Genomic DNA, 20507 nt, shown 5'->3' with positions numbered 1-20507 from the left:
TTGAACTCGTTGAGGCTCGCGGTCGCGGCGACGGCAGCGTTCCCGCTGGCAAGCTGCGTCACGGTCAAGCCGCCCGACAAGCCGATCGAGATCAACCTCAATGTCGCGATCAGGCAGGAGGTGCTGGTGCGGCTGCAGCAGGACGTCCAGCAGATGATCCAGAAGAACCCGCAGGCCTTCCCGCCCGCGCCGACGAAACCATGAGACGGTCGGCGGTCGAGTTCGCAGCTGTACTTTCGCTAAGTGGAATGGCGGCCGCGGCAGCCGCGCAGACGCCGATGGTGAACTCTGCGCGCGCGAGCGGCGCCGTCGGCGAGCGCTACGACGGCTACCTAGGGATTGCCGCGACGGTGCCGTCAGCCGTGCGCGTCCAGGTCAACACGATCAACATCCGGCGCCGCTCGCTTTACAGCAACCTGGCCGCCGCCAAGGGCGCGACCCCGCAGGCGGTCGGCATCACCGCTGGCTGCGAATTGCTGGCGCGCGTGGCCGTTGGGGAGGCCTATCTGTGGGCAGACGGGGGCTGGCGCCGCCGGGAGCCCAACCAACCGCCGCCAGTGCCGGACTACTGCCGTTAAGGATATGGCGCCGGTTGACTATCCGGCGCCCCGTTCATAAAGGGGCGGCGCCTTGGCGGTGTCGCTTTCCGCCATGTTTCTCGTCCCGGTCTGGCCCTTGGATTTCAGCCACGGGCGACGCACAGGGGAGACGCATGGCTGAGGACGAAACCGGCAAGGTTCCGAAGCTTCCACCAGACGCACGGCTAGAATCGCTCGATCAGCGGCTCGAGCGTGTGCAGCGGGCGGAGGCGACGCGGACCCAGCGGGCGCAGCCTGATCCGTCCAATCGGCTCTGGCAGCAGCTTTTTGGGCAGTTGATCGGGGCGCCGTTCGGCGGGGCTGTGATTGGTTGGGGTCTCGACTATCTGGCCGCTGCACTCGGCCGTCGGACCTTTCCGCTGTTTTTCATCCTGATGCTGTTCTTCGGATTTGGCCTCGGGGTGAGGAACATCATGCGGCTTACGAAGACCCGGTCCGATCCGGGCACTGACGCGAGGTAGGAACAAGCGTGGCGGCCAAGATCGACCCGATGCACCAGTTCACGGTGGAACCTCTGGTTCCGCTGCACATCGGCAAGTACGACATCAGCCTGACGAACAGCGCGTTGTGGATGCTCATCGCGCTGGTCGTCATCACCGGTTTCATGGCGATGGGGATGAGGCGCCAGCTCGTGCCCGGCCGTTGGCAAATGGCGGTCGAGGGCCTCACCGGATTCGTTGACGACATGGTTCGAGTGAACATCGGGCCGGAGGGTAAGAAGTATATGCCCTACATCTTCTCGCTGTTCGTGTTCATCATCGTCGCCAATTTTCTGGGCCTGCTTCCGCTTGCGATCATCGGCCTGCATCCGTTCACCTCGACCAGCCACTTCAGCGTCACTTACGTGCTTGCGATCCTGAGCTTCTCGATCGTGCTGATCGTCGGCTTTTGGCGCCACGGGCTGCACTTCTTCTCGCTGTTCATCCCGCAGGGCACGCCCAAGCTCATGATCCCGCTGATCTTCCTGGTCGAGTTCATCTCGTTCATGGTGCGCCCGTTCAGCCTCGGGCTGCGGCTGTTCGTGGCGATGATCGCCGGGCACATCCTGATGGAGGTGTTCGGCAATTTCATCGTCACCGGCCTCAACGGCGGCCCGCTCGGCTGGGGCGTCAGTGCCTTGAGCTTCCTGTTCATCATCGGCGTCTACGCGATCGAGCTGCTCGTCTGCGCAATCCAGGCCTATGTGTTCGCGCTGCTGACAACGCTGTACCTCAACGACGCAATCAACCTTCACTAGAGTTCAACCAAGGAGTTTCGACATGGATTTCGCTTCCGCTCAGGTCATTGGTGCTGGTCTCGCGGCCATCGGCGTTGGCGCCGCCGCTATCGGTGTCGGCAACGTCTTCGGCTCGTTCCTCGAGAGCGCGCTCCGCAATCCGGCAGCCGCCGATAGTCAGCAGGGCCGGCTGTTCATCGGCTTCGCCGCCGCCGAGCTTCTGGGCCTGATCGCGTTCGTCGTCGCGATCATCATTCTCTACGCCCGCTAATCCGATGGGGCCCGAGGCCCGGGGATAACATGCCTCAGATCACGCAGCTTCCCTTCATCATCTTCTCCCAGGTCTTCTGGGTTGCGGTGGTGTTCGGGTTTATCTTCTTCGTCATCGGCCGCGGAATGGTGCCCAAGATCCAAGGCACGGTGGAGCTGCGCGATCGCAAGATCGCCGAGGACCTTGAGCGCGCGCAGGCGGCCCGGGCCGAGGCGGACGAGACCGAGGCCGCGTGGCGCGCGCGCATGGACGCGGCGCGCGCCGAGGCCGGTCGCCTTTCGCAAGAAGCGAAGCAGAAGAGCGCGCAGGCGACCGAGAAAAAGGTCAAGGCGGCGGCCGACAAGATCAATCTCAAGGTTGAGTCCGCGCAGTCCAAGATCCGCGACGCGCTGACGAGCGCGCGTGCCGAGATCGAGAATGTGGCAGCTGAAGCGACGCGTGAAATGGTCCAGCGGCTCGCCGGTATCCAGGTCGACGCCCAGCAAGCCACGGCCGCGGTGAAGGCGGAAATGAATGGCTGAGACGCATACCACTGCTGGCACTCGGACGCCTGCCCATGAAGCAGAGCCGACCGCCTTTGGCCTGACCCCACCGGCTTGGATCGCGCTGGCAATGCTCGTCGTCATCGGTGTGCTGATCTGGAAGAAGGTGCCTGCGGCGATCGCAGGCGCGCTCGACAGTAAGATCGCGCTCATCCGCGACCAGCTCGCCGAGGCCGAGGCGCTGCGTAGGGAAGCCGAGGCGCTGAAGGCGGAATATGAGGCGAAGTCAGCCTCGGCCGACAAGGATCGCGAAGCGCTTCTCGAGCGCACGCGCCGCGAAGCGGATGAGATCGTGGCCAAGGCCAAGACCGACGCCGAGGCATTGATCGGCCGCCGCACGCGCATGGCAGAGGACAAGATCGCCGCCGAGGAGCGCTCGGCCATCGAGCAGCTCCGCGCCATGGCTGCGGAGGCAGCGGCGAAAGCCGCCGCCCGGCTGATCGCCGAGCGTCATGACGCCGCGACCGACGCGAAACTGGTCGATCAGGCGATCAAGGACATCGCCGGCCGTTAGGCCTTACTGCCGGTGCTCGCCGCCCGGCTGGGTCACGCCTTCCAGGGCTTCCGAAGCGCATTCCGTGTCGGCCTCGCGGCTGAGGTCGCCGAGGCTGACGATGCCGCACAGGCGCTCGTCCTGGTCGATGACCGGCAGGCGTCGGACTTGGGCATCGCTCATCTTGGTGGCGGCTTCTTCAACGTCGTCATCGATGCGCACGACCACGAGGTCGTCGGTCATCAACTCCCGGACCGGCGTGTCCGGCCCATTGCCCTTGGCGACGCCGCGAACCGCGATGTCGCGGTCGGTGATCATACCGATCAGCCGCCCGCCGTCTGTCACGGGGATCGATCCCGCATCCGCGTTAAGCATGAAGCTCGCCGCTTCTTGCGCGGTTTGATCGGGCTGGATCGTCTGGACGTCGCGAGTCATCACTTCGCTGACTTTCATGAGCTTTCTCCTGCTGGAAATTCGCTCGTCAAACGAATGGCTTGGAAACGTCGTTCCGATCGTTACGGCAGGTTCTCGGTCAGGAGGTCGTAGGTCGCGACCAGCTCGTCCTTCTGGTTGAACACCTCGACTGCCCAGCGGACCACGCCGGTGTCCTCGCTCTTGAGTGACTTCGAACGGACGGTGAGCTCCACCCGCACCGATTCGCCGGGATAGAGCGGCGTCAGGAAGCGCAAATTCTCAAGGCCCGTATTGGCGAGCACCGGCCCCGGATCGGGATCGACAAACAGCCCCGCGGCGAAGCTCAGGATCAAATAGCCGTGCGCGACACGGCGCTCGAAGATCGGCGAGGCCTTCGCCGCCTCTTCGTCCATGTGGGCGTAGAATTTGTCGCCGGTGAATTCGGCGAAATGCTCGATATCCTCGAGCGTGACCGTGCGGCTTGGAGTCTTCCACGTGTCGCCGATGTTGAGCTCGCTCATCTTCAGCCGGAACGGGTGGACGGTGATGACGTGTTTGGGCGCACCGGGGATGTATTGCTCAGTGATCGCGGCGATCATCGCCGGCGACGACTGGATCGCCGTGCGCTGCATGTAATGTTTGACGCCGCGCACTCCTCCCATTTCCTCGCTACCGCCCGCGCGGCCGGGGCCGCCATGGACCAGCACTGGGAGTGGCGAGCCATGGCCGGTAGATTCCGCGGCGTTGTCGCGGTTCAAGACGAGCATCCGGCCATGGTAGGCGGCGGCGCCCTGGACGAACTCACGCGCGGCGTCGGGCGAATAAGTGAACAGCGATAGGACCAGACTGCCCCGGCCACGGTTCGAAAGTGCGATGGCATCGGCGATGTCGCGATACGGCATGATCGTCGCGACCGGCCCGAACGGCTCGCAATCGTGCACCGCATCGGTCTTCCACGGATCGTCGGTCCGCAGCAGCACGGGCGGCAGGAACGCGCCGCCGGGGATCGGCGGCTCGGCATTGGGATCGCCCGAGACGATGCGCGCTCCTGCGGCTTCGAGTTCGGCGATCTTCTGCCGGACGTCGTCGCGCTGGCTGGTGCTGACCAGCGCGCCCATCCGCGTGTCCTCGGCGCGCGGGTCGCCGACTTTGGTCCGGGCCAGACGCTCGCCAAGCGCCTGCTCGACCGCGTCGAGATATTGTGCGGGCGCCATTGCGCGGCGGATCGCGGTGCATTTCTGCCCCGCCTTGACCGTCATCTCGGTGGCAACCTCTTTGATGAACAGGTCGAACTCGGGCGTGCCCGGCGCGGCATCGGGGCCAAGCAGCGAGGCGTTGAGGCTGTCTTGCTCCGCGACGAACCTGACCGATTCCCTGACGACGGTCGGATGGGACTTGAGCTTGAGCGCCGTGTGGGCCGAGCCGGTGAAGCTTACGACATCCTGGCCGATCAGATGGTCGAACAGGTCGCCGACTCCGCCGACGATCAGCTGGATTGCACCCGGCGGAAGGATATTCGCCTCGATCATGATCTTGAACGCGGCTTCAGCGAGGTAGGCTGTCGCCGACGCCGGCTTCACGATCGCCGGCACTCCCGCGAGCAGGGTCGGCGCCAGCTTCTCGAGCATGCCCCACACGGGGAAGTTGAAGGCGTTGATGTGCACCGCCGCGCCGTGGAGCGGGGTGTAGATATGTTGGCCGACGAACGTGCCTTTCTTCGATAGGCCTTCGATCTGGCCGTCGAGCATGACGTGGGCGTCAGGCAATTCGCGGCGGCCCTTGGACGAGAAGGAAAAGAGCGTTCCCGCGCCGCCCTCGATGTCGATCCAGCCGTCCTTGCGGGTCGCGCCGGTCAGGTAATTGAGCTCGTACAGCGCCTCCTTGCGCGCCATGATCGCCTGGCCGAGGCTTTTGATCATCCGAGCGCGCTCGTGAAACGTGAGATTGCGCAGCGCGGGGCCACCAACCTCGCGGGCGTGTCTCAACATTGCGCCGAAATCGACCCCGCCGGACCCGGTTGTCGCTACGGGGGAACCGTCGATCGCGCTCGGAATCTCGGAAAGGTTGCCGTCGCCCGCAACCCAGCGGTCTCGCTCGTAATTGAGCAGCTGGACAGTCTTCATGGCCGCGTTCCTAGCGCCTCATCCGGGCACTTTGGCAAGCGGCTTAGAGCATCCTGAGGTCGAAGCGGTTGGCGGTCGGGTGACTGCTCGACAGGCCACCGTCGACGACCAGCGCTGCGCCGTTGACGTAGCTCGCTTCGTCGGAGGCGAGATACAAAGCGGCGCGCGCAATCTCTTGAGGCTCGCCGCCGCGCTGCAGCGGATTGAGCTCGCCGAGCCGCTCTTCGCGGCCGGTGGCTCGCGCCAACTCGTAGAGCGGCTTGGTCATGCCGGTCTCGATCAGGCCGGGGCAGATGGCGTTCACGCGGACGCCCGAGCCCGACAGCTGCTGCGCCGCGTTTTGGACGAGGTTGATCACGCCGGCCTTCGACGCCGAATATGCGGCGCCGCCAGCGCCTGAACGAAGGCCGGCGACGCTGGCGGTGCAGATGATCGAGCCGCCGCCGCGCGCGGCGATCACCGGCCCCGCATATTTGATCGCCAGGAACGGGCCGATCAGGTTGACGCGCAAGATCTCGGCCCAGTCCGCGGCGGTCTGCTCGGCGATAGTCGCAAAGCCGCCGGAGATGCCGGCGTTGGCAAAGAAAATGTCGAGTCCGGAATGCGCGGCAACGGTCTCCTCCACGAGTTTGCGCACTGCGTCTTCACTGCCCGCATCCGCTCGGAAATCCGCGCCATCACCGACGTCGGCGCCCACGACGGTTGCACCCTCGCTTCGGAACAGCTCGACCGTTGCCTTGCCGATCCCCGATGCCGCGCCGGTGACGATCGCGACCTTGCCTGCCAGTCTGTCCATCGGCGGCTCATAGCCAATTGACATTGTTGCTGATAGGCGGCGCCGATGGATTTCAGCCTTGCATCCAGCGAGACCGAGTGGCGCGACCGCGTCCGCGCCTTCATCGACGAAAATGTCCGTCCGCGCACCGCCGATTACGACGCTCAGCAGCGCGAGGGCGACCGGTGGAAGGTGCTTTCGGTCGTCGAAGAGCTCAAGGAAAAAGCGCGCGGCGAAGGCCTTTGGAATCTGTTCATGCCGCCGTCGCACGGCGCAACGCCCGTCGACGACAGCTTCGCCTTCGACGGACCCGCGCTCGGCAATCTCCAATATGCCTTCTGCGCCGAGGAAATGGGCCGCATCATGTGGTCGTCGGAGGTCTTCAACTGCTCGGCGCCCGACACCGGGAACATGGAGGTGATCAACCGCTACGGTACCCGTGAGCAGAAGGACGAATGGCTGAAGCCGCTGATGGATGGCGAGATCCGCTCGGCCTTCCTGATGACCGAGCCGGACGTCGCCTCCTCCGACGCGACCAACATCAAGTGCCAGATTGAGATGCGCGGCAACGAATATGTGATCAACGGCCGCAAATGGTGGTCGAGCGGCGCCGGCGATCCGCGCTGCAAGGTCGCGATCCTGATGGGCAAGACCGACCCGAATGCCGACACCCACAAGCAGCAGTCGATGATCCTGGTGCCGCTCGATGCGCCGGGCGTCACGATCAAGCGCCACCTGCCGGTCTTCGGTTATGACGATGCGCCGCACGGCCATATGGAAATCGAGCTCGAGGACGTCCGCGTCCCGCCGTCGAACATGCTGTTGGGTGAGGGCAGGGGGTTCGAGATCGCCCAGGGGCGCCTCGGGCCGGGCCGTATTCATCACTGCATGCGGACCATCGGCGCGGCCGAGGAGGCGCTTGGCGCGATGGTCAAGCGGCTCATGTCCCGTACCGCCTTCGGCAAGACGCTGGCCGAGCAGGGCGTTTGGGAGGAGCGGATCGCCAACGCCCGGATCGACATCGAAATGGCGCGGCTGCTGTGCCTCAAGGCCGCCGACATGATGGACCGCGCCGGCAACAAGGCCGCGCAGGGCGAGATCGCGATGATCAAGGTCGCCGCGCCGATCATGGTGCTGAAGATCATCGACGATGCGATCCAGGCGTTCGGCGCAGCTGGCGTGTCGGAGGACGCGGGCCTCGCGCGCGCATACGCCTCGATCCGCACGCTGCGGCTCGCCGACGGACCCGACGAGGTCCATCGCCGCGCCATCGCCCGGCTGGAGTATAAGAAGTACCGGTGAGCGCGGACTTGCTCGACGAAGCCGCGCTCGGCGCCTGGCTCGAAGCGAATGTCGAGGGCTTCAGCGGGCCTTTCAGCCTCACCAAATTCCCGTCTGGCCAGTCGAACCCGACCTATAAGATCAGCGCGGTTTCGGGCGACTATGTGCTGCGCCGCAAGCCCTTCGGCCAGCTCTTGCCCTCGGCGCACGCGGTCGACCGCGAATATCGCCTGCTCTCGGCTCTGAGCCCGCTCGGCTTTCCTGTTCCGCAGCCGCTCGCGCTATGTGACGATCCGGGCGTCGTCGGCGCCATCTTCTATGTGATGGAGCTGGCGAAGGGCCGACCCTACGCCGACGGCGCCTTGCCTGACTTCGACCCGGCGACACGCGCGAGGATGTACTGGCAGCTGGTCGACACGCTCGCCGATCTTCACAACATCGAACCGTCGTCCGCCGACCTCGCCGACTTCGGCAAGCCGGGGAATTATTTCGAGCGCCAGGTCGCGCGTTGGACGCGCCAGTACCGCGACTCCGAAACCGACTACCTCCCCGAGATGGAACGGCTGATCGCCTTCCTTCCCGAGACCCTGCCCGAGCAGTCGCGGACGTCGATCGTCCACGGCGACTATCGCATCGACAATGTCGTCTACGATGGCGACGGCGCCCTGACGGCGGTCCTCGACTGGGAACTGGCGACGCTCGGCGATCCGGTGGCCGATTTCTCCTACCTTGCGATGCAGTGGATGATGCCGGCCGACGGCGGCGCGGGGCTCGCGGGGCTCGATCTCGATGCGCTCGGCATCCCCAGCCTCGACGCAATCGTCCTGCGCTATTCGACGCGCTCCGGCGTGCCGGTGAGCGGCCAGCTAGACTGGTATTTCGCCTACAATCTGTTCCGCCTCGCCGGGATCGTCCAGGGCATCAAGAAGCGTGTGATCGACGGCACCGCAAGTCACGCCAAGGCGGCCGAGATGGCGCAGCGCGTGCCGATGCTGGCCAACGCTGCGTGGAGCTTCGCCGTGAAAGCAGGAGCCTAAACGCTCGTCAGAGGCGGCCCATCAGGAGCAGGATCACGACGACGATCAGGATCAGGCCAAGGAGCCCGGACGGCCCGTAGCCCCAGCCCCTGCTGTAGCCCCACCGCGGCACTGCGCCGACGAGCAGCAGGATGAGAATGATGACGATAATCAGGCTCACGACTCTCTCCTCTTGTGGTTGTTTGCCGAGCGCAACGAACGGACAGCGAGGAGGGTTGCAGCGGTGAACCGCCCGTGGGAGGGAAGCTAATGATCGAACCCGTCCGGCCGATTACGCTCGGCGACATCGAGGACGCCCGGAAGCGCATCGCCGGCACGGTCTTGCGGACACCGTTGGTCAAGCTCGACCTTCCGGGGGCGGTGGAGATTTACCTCAAGCTCGAGAATTTGCAGCCGACCAACGCCTACAAGATCCGCGGCGCGACCAATGCGGTCGCGCGGCTGACGGATGAGCAACGTGCCCGCGGGGTCTGGACGATCAGCGCGGGCAATGCCGGACAGGGCGTCGCCTACGCGGCGCGCGCCTTTGGAATCCCCTGTTCGATCGTCGCGATCGAGACCGCGCCGCAGACCAAGCTCGACCGGATGAGCGCGCTTGGCGCCAAGATCGTGCCGGTGTCCTATGAAGTCGCGTGGCGCGCGGCCGAATCGCACGCGTTCGAGGGCATGGACGGCACGTTCGTCCATCCGTTCGACAACCATGATTTCATCGCCGGCCACGGAACCATGGGGCTCGAGATTGTCGAAGACCTGCCCGAGGTGCGAACGGTGATCGCGGCGATCGGCGGAGGCGGGCTGGTTACAGGCGTCGGCAGCGCGGTGAAGGCGCTGCGAAGCGAAGTGACGGTGATCGGCGCCGAGCCCGAAACCGCCGCGCCTTACGCATATTCGCTGGGCGAGGGTGGGCCGAGCAAGTTTCCCGATTGGCAGGCCTCGTTCGTCGACGGCGCAGGTGGTCAGAGCGTCACGGCCCGCATGTGGCAACGCATGGAGCCGGTGGTGGATGGTGCGATCACGGTCACGCTCGACGAGACCCGTCAGGCGATGCGGCTAATCGGCGAGAAGGCACGGGTAATTGCGGAAGGCGCCGGCGCGCTGGCGCTGGCCGCGGCACTGACCGGCAAGGCAGGCGACGGGCCGATTGTCTGCGTCGTCTCGGGCGGAAACATCGACCTCGCGAAATTCGCCGAGCTCGTCGCCGCCTAGCGGCCAGTGAAGTTCGGCGCGCGCTTCTCGAGGAAGGCGGCGACACCTTCGCGATAATCATCGGTGAAGCCCAGGCGGCGCATTGCGCCCGCCTGGCGCTCGAGCTCCTCGTCGAGGCTGTATCGCCAGCTCGAACGGATCATATCCTTGATCGCGGCGAGGCCGAGCGGCGGAAGCGAGGCGAGCTTGTTGGCGATGGCGTCGGTCTCCGCGTCCAGCGCATCGTCCTCGACCGCTTTCCAGATTAGGCCCCAGTCAGCGGCCTTCTCGGCCGGAAGCGGCTCGCCGGTCAGAGCAAGGCCGAGCGCTCGGGCCTGACCCACCAGCCGGGGCAGCGCCCAGGTGCCGCCGCTGTCGGGAATCAGCCCGATCGCCGAGAAGCTCTGGATGAACTTGGCGGACTTCGCCGCGACGACGATGTCGCAGGCGAGCGCGATGTTCGCGCCTGCACCCGCGGCGACGCCGTTCACGCGCGCAATCACGGGCTGCGGCAGCGACGCCAGCGTCCGGATGAGCGGGTTCCAGCATTGCTGGACCGTCTCGCCGAGGTCGACTGTCTCCCCGGGAGGCACGGCGCGGTCGTTGAGATCCTGGCCCGCGCAGAACCCCCGCCCGGCGCCGGTCAGAACGACGACCCTCGCATCGCCGAGGCTAGCCAGTGCATCGCGCAGCTCGCCGTGCATTTGAGCGGTGAAGCTGTTGAGCCGATCGGGACGGTTGAGGGTAATCCGGGCGATCGGCCCATCCGCCTTGAAGTCGATGGTCTCGTAAGCCATGCCGTTCGCCTAGCGAAGGAGGGGGCGTGGACGCAAACGAACTCGCGAACCGGGTCGCGCATGAAATGCTTGCAGGCGAGGGCACCGGCCCAGCATGGGGCATCACGATTGAGGAAGCGCGGGCGGACTATGCGCGTATCTCGATGGTGGTTCGCGCGGACATGCTCAACAGCCACGGAATCGCCCATGGCGGCATGATCTTCGCGCTGGCCGACACGGCCTTTGCCTACGTCTGCAACGGCGCCAACTATGCCAGCGTCGCGGCGCAGGCCTCGATTGTCTTCCTAGACAAGGTCGCCGAGGGCGAGACGTTGGTTGCTGAGGCCGAGGAAGTGGCGCGGGAGGGCCGGGCGGGCGTGACCCGCGTCGCTGTCCGAACCGTCGACGGCCGCACCGTCGCCGAGTTCACCGGCTATTCGCGGACGTTGGGTGGGGCCGTCGTCGAGATTTGAACGTTAAGCCCCTTCGGACTACATCGCGCACCATGTACACGACCGAGCTTCAGAAGACCGCCAAGATCGAGAATCTCGAGGACCCGAAGCTGCTCGAGGCATTCGAGGCCCGGGTCGCGGCCGATGAGTTCATCGAACCCAAGGACTGGATGCCGGAGGCCTATCGCCGAACGCTCACCCGGCAAATCAGCCAGCATGCGCATTCGGAGATCGTCGGCATGCTTCCAGAGGGCAATTGGATCACGCGCGCGCCATCGCTGCGGCGCAAGGCGATCCTGCTCGCCAAGGTGCAGGACGAGGCGGGGCACGGCCTTTACCTCTATTGCGCCGCGGAGACGCTGGGCACGAGCCGCGAGCAGATGATCGAGGCGCTGCACTCGGGTAAGGCGAAATACTCGACCATCTTCAATTACCCGACGCTGACATGGGCCGACATCGGCGCGATCGGCTGGCTGGTCGACGGCGCGGCGATCATGAACCAGGTGCCGTTGCAGCGGACAAGCTACGGCCCCTACGCCCGCGCCATGGTGCGGGTGTGCAAGGAAGAAAGCTTCCACCAGCGCCAGGGCTACGAGATCATGATCGCGCTCGCCAACGGCACGCCGGAGCAAAAAAGGATGGCGCAGGACGCGCTCAACCGCTGGTGGTGGCCGAGCCTGATGATGTTCGGCCCGCCCGATGAGGACAGCCCCAACACCGCGCAGTCGATGCGCTGGCGCATCAAGCGCGAGACCAATGACGAGCTTCGCCAGAAGTTCGTCGACATCACCGTTCCCCAGGCGGACTTCCTTGGCCTCAAGGTGCCCGACGCCGACCTCAAGTGGAGCGAGGAGAAGGGTGGTTACGATTTCGGTGCGGTCGACTGGGAGGAATTCTATTCCGTCGTGCGCGGCGAAGGCCCGGTCGCCAAGGAACGGATGAAGGCGCGCCGGGAGGCTTGGGACAATGGCGCCTGGGTGCGCGAGGCCGCTGCGGCGCATGAAGCCAAGCGCCGCGCAAGGAAGGCGGCGTGAGCAGTGACTGGCCTCTCTGGGAAGTATTCGTCCGCTCTAAGGGTGGCCTCGCTCATCGCCACGTTGGCAGCGTTCATGCTCCTGACGCGGAGCTCGCGCTCGCCCACGCACGCGATACCTACACGCGGCGGATGGAAGGGGTGAGCCTGTGGGTCGTGCCCTCGGCCGAGATCGTCGCCTCCGATCCTGACCAGGCCGGCGAACTGTTCGAGCCGGCGGAAAGCAAGATCTACCGCCACCCGACCTTCTACGACATCCCCGATGAGGTGAAGCACATCTGATGGCGTCGTTGCCGCCGATCGATGTGCCGAAGGGAGCGACCGGCGCGGGTGCGTTCGACGCGCCCGCGGCTGGCGAACGCGATCCCGCACACTACGATTATCTCCTGCGCCTCGGCGATGACGCTCTGGTGCTCGGCCAGCGGCTCGGCGAATGGTGCGGGCACGGCCCAGTGCTCGAGGTCGACATCAGCCTCGCCAACCTCGCGCTCGACCAAATCGGCCAGGCGACGCTGCTGCTGGGCGAGGCCGGTGACGGCGACCGGCTCGCCTTCCACCGCGATGTGCTCGACTTCAAGAACTGCCTGCTGGTCGAGCAGCCCAACGGCGACTTCGCGCAGACCATCGCACGGCACCTGCTCTACACGACCTGGCAGCACATGCTTCTGCAGCGGCTAACGCAGTCGAGCGACAAATTCCTCGCAGACTTCGCGCACAAAGCGGTCAAGGAAGTCGCCTATCACCGCGATCTTGCGAGCGAGTGGACGGTGCGGCTCGGCGACGGGACCGAGGAAAGTGCCCGGCGCATGGCCGATGGGCTCGATTGGTGCTGGCGCTTCGTCCCCGAGCTGTTCGAGGTCGACGAGACGCTGCAGGCGGCGATTGATGCTGGCGTCGCCCCGGATCCGCCGCAGTTCGAGCAGGAATATCGTTTGGCGATTGGCGGAATACTCGCCGACGCGCAGCTCGAAGCGCCCGCCGATCAGCGCCCGATCCTCGGCGGACGCCGCGGCCACCACAGCGAGCATCTCGGGCATTTGCTCGCGGTGATGCAGTTCCTGCCGCGCACTTATCCCGACGCGACCTGGTAGGCGCCGGCGTGGCCGAGCATTTCCACGCGCTCCGGGTCGCCGACGTGGTCTCCGAGACCGTCGAGGCCAACTCGATCCGCTTCGAAATCCCGGCCGAGCTGCGGACGCGCTTCGCGTTCAAGGCCGGCCAGCATCTGACCCTGCGCGCAATCATCGACGGTGAGGAAGTGCGGCGGAATTACTCGCTATGCACCGCGCCCGCTGACGGCGACTGGATGGTGACCGTCAAGCGCATCGGCGGCGGGCTCTTTTCGAATTGGGCGGGCGATCATCTGAAGCCCGGCGACATGATCGATGTCATGCCGCCCCACGGCAGCTTCACGTGCAATTTCGATACGGCGCAACGGCGCCGTCTGGTCGGCATTGCCGGAGGCTCGGGAATCACGCCGGTGATATCGCTGATCCGGACCTTGCTGCATGACGAGCCGCACAGCCGCTTCACCCTGCTTTACGGCAATCGCGACAGCAGTTCGGTCATCTTCCTCGAAGCGCTGGCAGGCTTGAAGGACAAGCATCTCGACCGGCTCGAAATCTATCACTTCCTTGATCAGGAAGAGCAGGACATCGAGCTGTTCAACGGCATGCTCAATCGTGAGCGGCTGGAAGAGGCGATTGCCGCGCTGGTGCCCGACGCGGCCGAGGTCGACAGCTGGTTCATCTGTGGCCCGGGTCCGATGATGGATGCCGCCGAAGGTGCCTTGCTCGATCGCAATATTGCAAAGGAGCGCATCCATATCGAGCGCTTCACCGCCGACCGACCGCCCGAGGCCGTGGCGCAGGAAATCGCGCAGCTGCAGAGCCAGGCGGAAGGCGTCACCGTCGCGGTCACGCTCGATGGCCGCACGCGGCGCGTGCCCTTCACCGCCGGTAACATCCTCGACAGCGCCCGCGCCGCGGGGCTTCCCGCTCCCTTCGCGTGCAAGGCCGGCGTGTGCGCGACCTGTCGCGCAAAGGTCACCAAGGGCAAGGTCGAGATGGCCGCGCGCTACGGGTTAACCGATGAAGAGGTTGCCGACGGCTACGTCCTCACCTGCCAGTCCGTCCCGTTGGGCGACGGCGTCGCAGTGGATTACGACGCGTGACTTCGCTAATCGCGTTTCCATGCTGACGCAGACCCACGCGAAGGCGAAAGGCCTCGCCGATCTTCCGCCCGTTGTGAACGATTCGCTGCTCTCGCTGATCGCCCTGTGCGACGCCGATCCGCGGCCCGAAAAGATCGACGTCGGCGTCGGCGTGTTCCGCGACGACGCGGGCAATACGCCGATCCTCAAGGTGATGAAGGAAGCCGAGCAGCGCCTCGTCGATACGCAAGTGACCAAGGCCTATCTCGGCAGCGCGGGCGACAAGCGCTTCGCCGAGCTGCTGCGCCCGGTCCTGCTCGGTCATCATGCCGGCGACGATCGCATCGCGGGCCTTCAAACGCCGGGCGGATGCGGCGCGCTGCGGCTCGGGTTCGAGCTGATCGCCACGGCGAACCCGCAGGCGCGGGTGCTGGTCGGCACGCCGACCTGGCCCAATCACCCGCCGATCATCCAAGCCGTCGGGCTGGGCCGGATCGACTATCCCTATTACGAGCGCGGGCAGGGCGCGATCCGCTTCGAGGACATGATTGCCGCGCTGCGCGATGCCGAGCCCGGCAATGTCGCGCTGCTTCACGGATGCTGTCACAACCCGACTGGCGCCGACCTCAGCGAAGACCAGTGGCGCGAGGTCGTGGAGGCGGTCGTCGATCGCGGTCTCATGCCGCTGATCGACATCGCGTACCAGGGATTTGGGCGCGGACTCGACGAGGATGCATTCGGCGTCCGGCTGATGCTCGACGCCTGCGACGAGGTCGTGATTGCGCAAAGCTGCGACAAGAATTTCAGCGTCTATCGCGACCGGGTCGGGTCGCTGTTCGTTAAGACCGGGTCGGTCGACGCGACCAGGACCGCGATGGCCCACGTCTATCAGCGCGCGCGCGAGATGTGGTCGATGCCGCCCGATCATGGCGCCGCGGCGGTTCACATCATCCTCGAGGACCCTGAGCTTCGCGCGCGTTGGCTCGTCGAGCTCACCGCGATGCGCGACCGCATCAATGCAGTCCGTCAGCGCATCGCCGCCGCCGACCCGCGGCTGGCCTTCATCGGACGCCAGTTCGGAATGTTTTCCATGCTGCCGCTGAGCAAGGAGCAAGTGCTCAAGCTGCGGCAGGACGAAGCGATCTACATGGCCGACAGCGGCCGCTTCAACGTAGTCGGCCTCAGCGACGGGCAGATCGACCGATTTATCGCCGCCGTGGTCGGGGCGATGGACGACTGACCGTGGCTGATCGCGACCCGGGCCGGGTCTCCGCAGAGGTGGATTGGCGCGAGGTCGCGCGGCTGGTGCTGACCAGCCGGGAGATGGACCGGATCGAGGAGCAGGAGCTCGTTCCGGCCAGGAAGATCCTCTACCAGTTCAGCGCGCGCGGCCATGACATGGCGCAGGTGCTGCTGGGGCTTCAGCTCAAGGATGGCGACGGGGCGTTCGGTTATTATCGATCGCGGCCGCTGCTCCTCGCGCTCGGCGTTCCGCTTGCCGATGCGCTCGGGTCGGGCATGGGTCTTGCCGGCGGCTATTCGGACGGGCGCGATATCGGCGTCGTGTTCAATTATCCGAACCCGGGCGGCGCCCACGCGCTGCCGATGTGCGGCGGGGTGGGCGCGCAATATACGCCGGCCGCCGGCTGGGCGCAGGCGATCGCCTACAAACGCAAGGTCTTGGAAGAGGGACCGGAAGACGCGATTGCCGTGGTGCTCGGGGGCGACGCGAGTTGCGCCACCGGGGGATTTTGGTCGGCGCTAACTATTGCCACGACTCAACAATTGCCGCTGCTCATCTACATCGAGGACAATGGCTACGGCATATCCGTCCCGTCGGATTATCAGACGCCGGGCAAGGACATTGCCGCCAACCTCGCAAGCTTCTCCGGCCTGACGATCTTCAACGGCGACGGCACCGACCCGCTGGAGGCGTCGCGCCTGATTCACGAGGCCGTGGCGCATGTGCGCGCGAAGCGGACGCCCGCCATGCTGCGGCTGACCGTACCCCGCCTCGAAGGCCACAGCTTCCAGGACACCCAGACCTACAAGAGCGAGGCCGAGGTCGAGGCGGAATGGGCGAGTGATCCGCTGCCCAAGCTCAAAGCCTTCTGTGCCAAGCGACAGGTCGGCGACGATGCCTGGGCGGACCTGGAGCGAGAAACGGCGTGGCAGGTCCAGGCCGCGGTCGCCGAAGCCGAGGCACGTGGCGTCTCTTCCCCCGAGAACGTGACCAGGAACGTATTTTACGAAGGCGAGCTGCAGCAGGTCGGCGGCCTGTGGAACGGCGGGTACGCGCCGCCGCCCTCGACCGACGAGGCGGCCGGCGCAGGCCAGCGCCTCAACATGGTCACCGCGATCCGTCGCGTGCTCGACCAGGAGCTGGCAGCCAACCCGCGACTGCTGGTGTTCGGCGAGGATGTCGGCCCCAAGGGCGGAGTCCACGCGGTGACCTTGGGCCTGCAAGAGAAGTTTGGCGTCGAGCGGGTATTCGACACTTCGCTGAATGAGGAGGGCATCGTCGGCCGCGCGGTCGGCATGGCGCTCGCCGGCCTGATGCCGGTCCCCGAGATCCAGTTCCGCAAATATGCCGAGCCGGCGACCGAGCAGATCCACGATTGCGGGACGATGCGCTGGCGCACCAACAACCGCTTCGCCGCGCCGATGGTCCTGCGCGTGCCGGGCGGCTTCTTCAAATGCGGCGACCCGTGGCACTCGATGACTAACGAGGTCGAGTTCGTCCATAATCCGGGCTGGAAGGTCGCGGTGCCGTCGAACGCGGATGACGCCGTCGGGCTGCTGCGCGGAAGCCTCCGCGGCAATGACCCTGTCCTGTTCTTCGAGCATCGCGCGATGCTCGACGACAGCTGGGCGCGGCGGCCGTGGCCGGGCGACGAGTTCGTACTGCCGTTCGGCCGTGCGAAGAAGACGCGCGAAGGCGATCAGATCACCATCGTCACCTGGGGCGCGATGGTGCCGCGCTGCGAGGCCGCGGCCGAGGGTTTCAGCGCCGACGTGATCGACCTTCGGACGCTGATGCCGTGGGACCGTGAGATGGTGCTCGACAGCGTCCGCCGCACCCGCCGCTGCCTGATCGTCCACGAAGACCTCCGCACCGGCGGCTTTGGCGCGGAAATCGCCGCGGTGATTGCCGACGAGGCCTTCCTCGACCTCGACGCGCCGGTCGCCCGCGTGACGATGCCCGACATCCCGAGCCCGCATCACCCGAAGCTGATGGAGTGGGCGCTGCCGAGCCCGGCGAGCATCCGCGCCGAGATCGAGCGGCTGGTGGGGTTTTGACGTGATCGAGGCCAAATGATCGAAGTTCGCGTTCCCGACGAGCAGGAAGGAACCAAAGCGGTCGTCCGCGCCTGGCTCAAGCAGATCGGCGACGCGGTCGCGGAGAACGATCCGCTGGTCGAGCTTGAGACCGACAAGGTCACGCAGGAGGTTCCGGCACCGGCCGCGGGGGTGCTCGCCGAGATCATCCTCGATACGGACGCGGAGGCGGTGCCCGGCGCGCTGCTGGCACGGATCGAGACGGACGGTGTTGGCACTGCGCGTACCTCTGCGAAGGCAGGGGTCCAGCTCAAACAAGAGGAGCCTGGGCCCCGGCCTTCGCCGGGGAACAGTCTGCATCATGAAACGCGCCTGAGCCCGTCCGTCCGCCGCGCATGCCTGGAGCACGGGATCGACGCGTCACGCATCCACGGCACCGGCCGTGACGGCCGCGTCACGCGCGAGGACGTCGATCGCGCGGTTGCCTCCGCGACCGTGGTCAGCGTCGGCGAACCGGCCACCGCTCAGCCACGGCAATTCTCACCGCAGGACATCCCGCACGACCGGATGCGCCTGGCGATCGCCGAAAACATGGCCCGCGCCGTCGCGGAACAGCCGCATGTCACCGCCGTATTCGAGGCCGATTTCTCCGCCGTCGCGGCGCACAAGGCGGCGATGGCGGCGCGCGGGCAGAAGCTCAGCTACACCGCCTACATCGTCAAAGCGGCGGCCCAAGCGATGTCGGTCGCGCCGGCGATCAACGGCCGATGGGAAAAGGACCGGATTGCGATCTCGCCGACCATAGACATCGGCGTCGGCACGGCGCTCGGCGAGAAGGGCCTAGTCGTCCCGGTGGTCAAGGACGCTGGTTCGCTCAGCCTCGAACAAATCGGCGCAAAGCTCGACGACCTCACCCGCCGCGCCCGCGACGGCAAGCTCGAACGCTCCGACGTTGCCGGCGGCAGCTTCACCATTTCCAACCACGGCGTGTCGGGCTCGCTGCTCGCCGCGCCGATCATCCTTCACCAGGGCCAGGCCGCGATCCTCGGCGTCGGCAAACTCGAGAAGCGCGTGGTGGTGCGCGAAGTGGACGGAGAGGACGCGATGCTCATCCTGCCGATGGCCTATGTGACGCTGACCATCGACCACCGCGTCGTCGACGGGCACCAGACCAACGCCTGGCTGACGCGCTTCGTCGAAATCCTTGAAGGCTGGCCGCGAGCCTAGACCTCCAGCAGCGCGTAAGGCCTGCCGAACTTCTCGCGAAGCACGAATTGCGCGACATTGTAGACCGGCTTGCCCAGCGGTGTGCGGCCTTCGTAGGTGCCGTGGTGAGCGTGGCCGTGCACCACCGCCTTCACATGGTCGAAGCGATCGATCGGATCGCACAGGCGCTGCGAGCCGAGATATTGGTGGATCGCTTGCGGCTCCCCTTCGATCGTGCCTTCGATCGGCGAGTAATGCAGCACCGCGACGCTGCGCTCGGTGCGCAAGGTTCGTAGCTGGTTTTCGAGCTTGCGCGCTTCGTTCATCGCCTCATCGACGAAGAGCTTCGCGATCGGCTCGCCGAATGGCGCTAGCTCGCCGCGGCCATAGCCGCCCATGAAGCCCTTGACCCCGGCGAAGCCGACGCCGTCGATCTCGTGCGCCTGCTCGTCGAGTATGGTCATTCCTGCGCCGCGCAGAACTTCGACGACTTTCTCCGGCTGGCCGCACTCGTAATCGTGGTTGCCGAGTACGCCCAACACGGGAACCGAGCACGATTTGATGTCGTCGGCGAGGATCTCGGCCTCGGTCGTCTTCCCGAAATTAGTGAGGTCCCCGCACAGCAGCAGCACGTCGGCGTGATTGGAAATCTCCGTGAACATCTCGCGATAGGGCGCGACGCTGTCTTCCTGGACGTGGAGGTCGCCGATCGCCGCAATGCGCAGCGGGCCGTTGCTACTCGCCATATTGCTCTTCGAGATTGCCGACCGCGTCAGAGAAGCCCCACTTTTCGACATCCATCGCATAGTCGCGCGGCGAGAAGATGCGGCCGCGGCACACCTTTTTGCCGGGTCCCTTCACATCATATTGGTCGCGCAGCCGTTCGAGCAGCTCGTCCATCAACCAGCGCGGTATCACGTGGCGTTCGCTCGGATAGACGAAGCGGAAATTGAGAAGCGCCGTCAGCAGCACCTCCCAGTAGAGCTCCATGTGGCTCAGGAGCTGCTTCCAGTTGACCGCGTCATGGCACTTCAGGATCATGTGCGCGACGTCGGCCATGTCGTAACGGTGGTGATCCTGGACGAAGATTTTCGACCAGATGAACTGCGTCGGCGGGACCAGCCTCACCTTTGCTCCGAACAGCTCGGCCTCGGGCGCACCGACGAACCACTCGTCGGTGACGTGAGTCGTCACCGTTGGCATGTTCGTGATGATGTCGGCGAACAGCTCGCCGCGCGTCACTCGGTATAGCCAGCGCTCGTCGACAATCTCGACGTCAAACCCGTGTTCTTTGAAATAATGGAGCATTTTCAGCGCGTCGCCGGCCTTGGCGAAGACGTCAACGTCCTTGGTCGGCCGGTCGATCCCGGTGTAGCTGGCCAGCGCGTAGGTGCCGGAAACCAGGAACGGGATTTCCGACTTGGCCATCAGTTGCAGGACCTCGGAATAGAAGGCCTCCGCGACCGGCGGCGGCTTGATCAGCGGGGCCTTGCGCTCCAGGGTGTGCACATTGTCCACGCCGCTCAAACGGGAGGGGTGACGGGCGGTTCCCTTGCCGCGACCGCCTCGGCACCCCCGTTTAGGTCGTGTGGGCGACCTGTGCTAGGGACATCGCATCGCGCGAATAACTGTCCCGTAGGCTGTCGCGCGGCTGAGAGACTCCCTGTGCTCCC

Annotated in this window: 25 protein-coding genes; 18 read left to right on the top strand and 7 right to left on the bottom strand. The window is 65.6% G+C overall.

Annotation, left to right across the window (positions count from 1 at the left end; translation table 11 throughout):
- The 7 genes from ACJ8FR_RS07270 (at window position 1) to ACJ8FR_RS07240 (ending at window position 3142) form a co-directional block, all read left to right on the top strand.
- Complete coding sequence (locus tag ACJ8FR_RS07270; RefSeq protein ID WP_407827971.1) at window positions 1-204, top strand: YnbE family lipoprotein; 204 nt, start codon at window positions 1-3, stop codon at window positions 202-204.
- Entirely contained in the window at window positions 201-578 is a 378-nt protein-coding gene (locus tag ACJ8FR_RS07265; RefSeq protein WP_407827963.1) for a YdbL family protein, read from the top strand. The genes ACJ8FR_RS07270 and ACJ8FR_RS07265 overlap by 4 nt, the downstream gene beginning before the upstream one ends.
- 134 nt (window positions 579-712) lie before the next feature.
- Window positions 713-1060: an AtpZ/AtpI family protein gene (locus tag ACJ8FR_RS07260; protein WP_407827962.1), complete on the top strand. Its 348-nt coding sequence runs from the start codon at window positions 713-715 to the stop codon at window positions 1058-1060.
- Between the two features lie 8 nt (window positions 1061-1068).
- A complete protein-coding gene (locus ACJ8FR_RS07255) occupies window positions 1069-1836 on the top strand; it encodes a F0F1 ATP synthase subunit A (protein WP_407827961.1) in 768 nt (255 codons plus the stop codon).
- Window positions 1837-1858: 22 nt separating this feature from the next.
- The gene (locus ACJ8FR_RS07250; RefSeq protein ID WP_407827960.1) at window positions 1859-2086 is read left to right on the top strand and encodes a F0F1 ATP synthase subunit C; all 228 of its coding nucleotides are present in this window, start codon (window positions 1859-1861) and stop codon (window positions 2084-2086) included.
- Window positions 2087-2115: 29 nt separating this feature from the next.
- Window positions 2116-2607, top strand: a complete 492-nt coding sequence (locus ACJ8FR_RS07245) for an ATPase (protein ID WP_407827959.1) — start codon at window positions 2116-2118, stop codon at window positions 2605-2607.
- Window positions 2600-3142 carry a F0F1 ATP synthase subunit B gene (locus tag ACJ8FR_RS07240; RefSeq protein WP_407827958.1) on the top strand — a complete coding sequence of 181 codons (543 nt, stop codon included), beginning with the start codon at window positions 2600-2602 and terminating at the stop codon, window positions 3140-3142. Before ACJ8FR_RS07245 ends, ACJ8FR_RS07240 begins: the two co-directional genes overlap by 8 nt.
- 3 nt (window positions 3143-3145) lie before the next feature.
- Here ACJ8FR_RS07240 and ACJ8FR_RS07235 read toward each other — a convergent pair whose 3' ends face one another.
- The 3 genes from ACJ8FR_RS07235 to ACJ8FR_RS07225 form a co-directional block, all read right to left on the bottom strand.
- Entirely contained in the window at window positions 3146-3574 is a 429-nt protein-coding gene (locus ACJ8FR_RS07235; protein ID WP_407827957.1) for a CBS domain-containing protein, read from the bottom strand.
- Window positions 3575-3636: 62 nt separating this feature from the next.
- The gene (gene paaZ, locus ACJ8FR_RS07230) at window positions 3637-5658 is read right to left on the bottom strand and encodes a phenylacetic acid degradation bifunctional protein PaaZ (RefSeq protein ID WP_407827956.1); all 2022 of its coding nucleotides are present in this window, start codon (window positions 5656-5658) and stop codon (window positions 3637-3639) included.
- A gap of 43 nt (window positions 5659-5701) precedes the next feature.
- The gene (locus tag ACJ8FR_RS07225; protein WP_407827955.1) at window positions 5702-6454 is read right to left on the bottom strand and encodes an SDR family NAD(P)-dependent oxidoreductase; all 753 of its coding nucleotides are present in this window, start codon (window positions 6452-6454) and stop codon (window positions 5702-5704) included.
- Between the two features lie 45 nt (window positions 6455-6499).
- Between ACJ8FR_RS07225 and ACJ8FR_RS07220 the strand changes: the two genes are divergently transcribed.
- On the top strand, window positions 6500-7735 hold the full coding sequence (locus ACJ8FR_RS07220) for an acyl-CoA dehydrogenase family protein (RefSeq protein WP_407827954.1): 1236 nt from the start codon (window positions 6500-6502) through the stop codon (window positions 7733-7735).
- Window positions 7732-8751: a phosphotransferase family protein gene (locus tag ACJ8FR_RS07215; protein ID WP_407827953.1), complete on the top strand. Its 1020-nt coding sequence runs from the start codon at window positions 7732-7734 to the stop codon at window positions 8749-8751. The genes ACJ8FR_RS07220 and ACJ8FR_RS07215 overlap by 4 nt, the downstream gene beginning before the upstream one ends.
- Before the next feature lie 7 nt (window positions 8752-8758).
- On the opposite strand, the gene ACJ8FR_RS07210 is transcribed toward ACJ8FR_RS07215, so the two are convergent.
- Complete coding sequence (locus tag ACJ8FR_RS07210; RefSeq protein WP_407827952.1) at window positions 8759-8911, bottom strand: DUF3309 family protein; 153 nt, start codon at window positions 8909-8911, stop codon at window positions 8759-8761.
- A gap of 89 nt (window positions 8912-9000) precedes the next feature.
- Here ACJ8FR_RS07210 and ACJ8FR_RS07205 point away from each other — a divergent pair, with 89 nt between their 5' ends.
- Entirely contained in the window at window positions 9001-9957 is a 957-nt protein-coding gene (locus tag ACJ8FR_RS07205; protein WP_407827951.1) for a threonine/serine dehydratase, read from the top strand.
- Here ACJ8FR_RS07205 and paaG read toward each other — a convergent pair.
- A complete protein-coding gene (gene paaG, locus ACJ8FR_RS07200; RefSeq protein WP_407827950.1) occupies window positions 9954-10733 on the bottom strand; it encodes a 2-(1,2-epoxy-1,2-dihydrophenyl)acetyl-CoA isomerase PaaG in 780 nt (259 codons plus the stop codon). The two genes, ACJ8FR_RS07205 and paaG, sit on opposite strands and share 4 nt — an antisense overlap.
- A gap of 26 nt (window positions 10734-10759) precedes the next feature.
- Between paaG and paaI the strand changes: the two genes are divergently transcribed.
- Genes paaI through ACJ8FR_RS07160 form a run of 8 tightly spaced genes read left to right on the top strand, consistent with a single transcriptional unit; the run spans window position 10760 to window position 18855 of the window.
- Complete coding sequence (paaI, locus tag ACJ8FR_RS07195) at window positions 10760-11185, top strand: hydroxyphenylacetyl-CoA thioesterase PaaI (protein WP_407827949.1); 426 nt, start codon at window positions 10760-10762, stop codon at window positions 11183-11185.
- Between the two features lie 32 nt (window positions 11186-11217).
- Entirely contained in the window at window positions 11218-12198 is a 981-nt protein-coding gene (paaA, locus tag ACJ8FR_RS07190; protein WP_407827948.1) for a 1,2-phenylacetyl-CoA epoxidase subunit PaaA, read from the top strand.
- Window positions 12195-12479: a 1,2-phenylacetyl-CoA epoxidase subunit PaaB gene (gene paaB, locus ACJ8FR_RS07185; RefSeq protein ID WP_407827947.1), complete on the top strand. Its 285-nt coding sequence runs from the start codon at window positions 12195-12197 to the stop codon at window positions 12477-12479. Before paaA ends, paaB begins: the two co-directional genes overlap by 4 nt.
- On the top strand, window positions 12479-13288 hold the full coding sequence (gene paaC, locus ACJ8FR_RS07180; RefSeq protein WP_407827946.1) for a 1,2-phenylacetyl-CoA epoxidase subunit PaaC: 810 nt from the start codon (window positions 12479-12481) through the stop codon (window positions 13286-13288). Before paaB ends, paaC begins: the two co-directional genes overlap by 1 nt.
- Window positions 13289-13296: 8 nt before the next feature.
- Window positions 13297-14370 (top strand): 2Fe-2S iron-sulfur cluster-binding protein, encoded by a 1074-nt coding sequence (locus tag ACJ8FR_RS07175; protein WP_407827945.1) that lies wholly within the window; start codon window positions 13297-13299, stop codon window positions 14368-14370.
- Between the two features lie 19 nt (window positions 14371-14389).
- The gene (locus ACJ8FR_RS07170) at window positions 14390-15589 is read left to right on the top strand and encodes an aromatic amino acid transaminase (protein WP_407827944.1); all 1200 of its coding nucleotides are present in this window, start codon (window positions 14390-14392) and stop codon (window positions 15587-15589) included.
- A gap of 2 nt (window positions 15590-15591) precedes the next feature.
- The gene (locus ACJ8FR_RS07165; protein WP_407827943.1) at window positions 15592-17649 is read left to right on the top strand and encodes a transketolase C-terminal domain-containing protein; all 2058 of its coding nucleotides are present in this window, start codon (window positions 15592-15594) and stop codon (window positions 17647-17649) included.
- A gap of 15 nt (window positions 17650-17664) precedes the next feature.
- Window positions 17665-18855: a dihydrolipoamide acetyltransferase family protein gene (locus ACJ8FR_RS07160; protein WP_407827942.1), complete on the top strand. Its 1191-nt coding sequence runs from the start codon at window positions 17665-17667 to the stop codon at window positions 18853-18855.
- Here the strand turns inward: ACJ8FR_RS07160 and ACJ8FR_RS07155 are convergent.
- Both ACJ8FR_RS07155 and ACJ8FR_RS07150 read right to left on the bottom strand, forming a co-directional pair.
- A complete protein-coding gene (locus tag ACJ8FR_RS07155; protein ID WP_407827941.1) occupies window positions 18852-19580 on the bottom strand; it encodes a metallophosphoesterase in 729 nt (242 codons plus the stop codon). The two genes, ACJ8FR_RS07160 and ACJ8FR_RS07155, sit on opposite strands and share 4 nt — an antisense overlap.
- Window positions 19570-20352 (bottom strand): nucleotidyltransferase, encoded by a 783-nt coding sequence (locus ACJ8FR_RS07150; RefSeq protein ID WP_407827940.1) that lies wholly within the window; start codon window positions 20350-20352, stop codon window positions 19570-19572. The genes ACJ8FR_RS07155 and ACJ8FR_RS07150 overlap by 11 nt, the downstream gene beginning before the upstream one ends.
- Window positions 20353-20507: the final 155 nt, after the last annotated feature.

Source organism: Sphingomonas sp. (assembly GCF_045810705.1).
Lineage (GTDB): Bacteria > Pseudomonadota > Alphaproteobacteria > Sphingomonadales > Sphingomonadaceae > Sphingomicrobium.
Note: the sequence above shows the minus strand (reverse complement) of the source record. Positions and strands in the feature narration are given on the sequence as shown.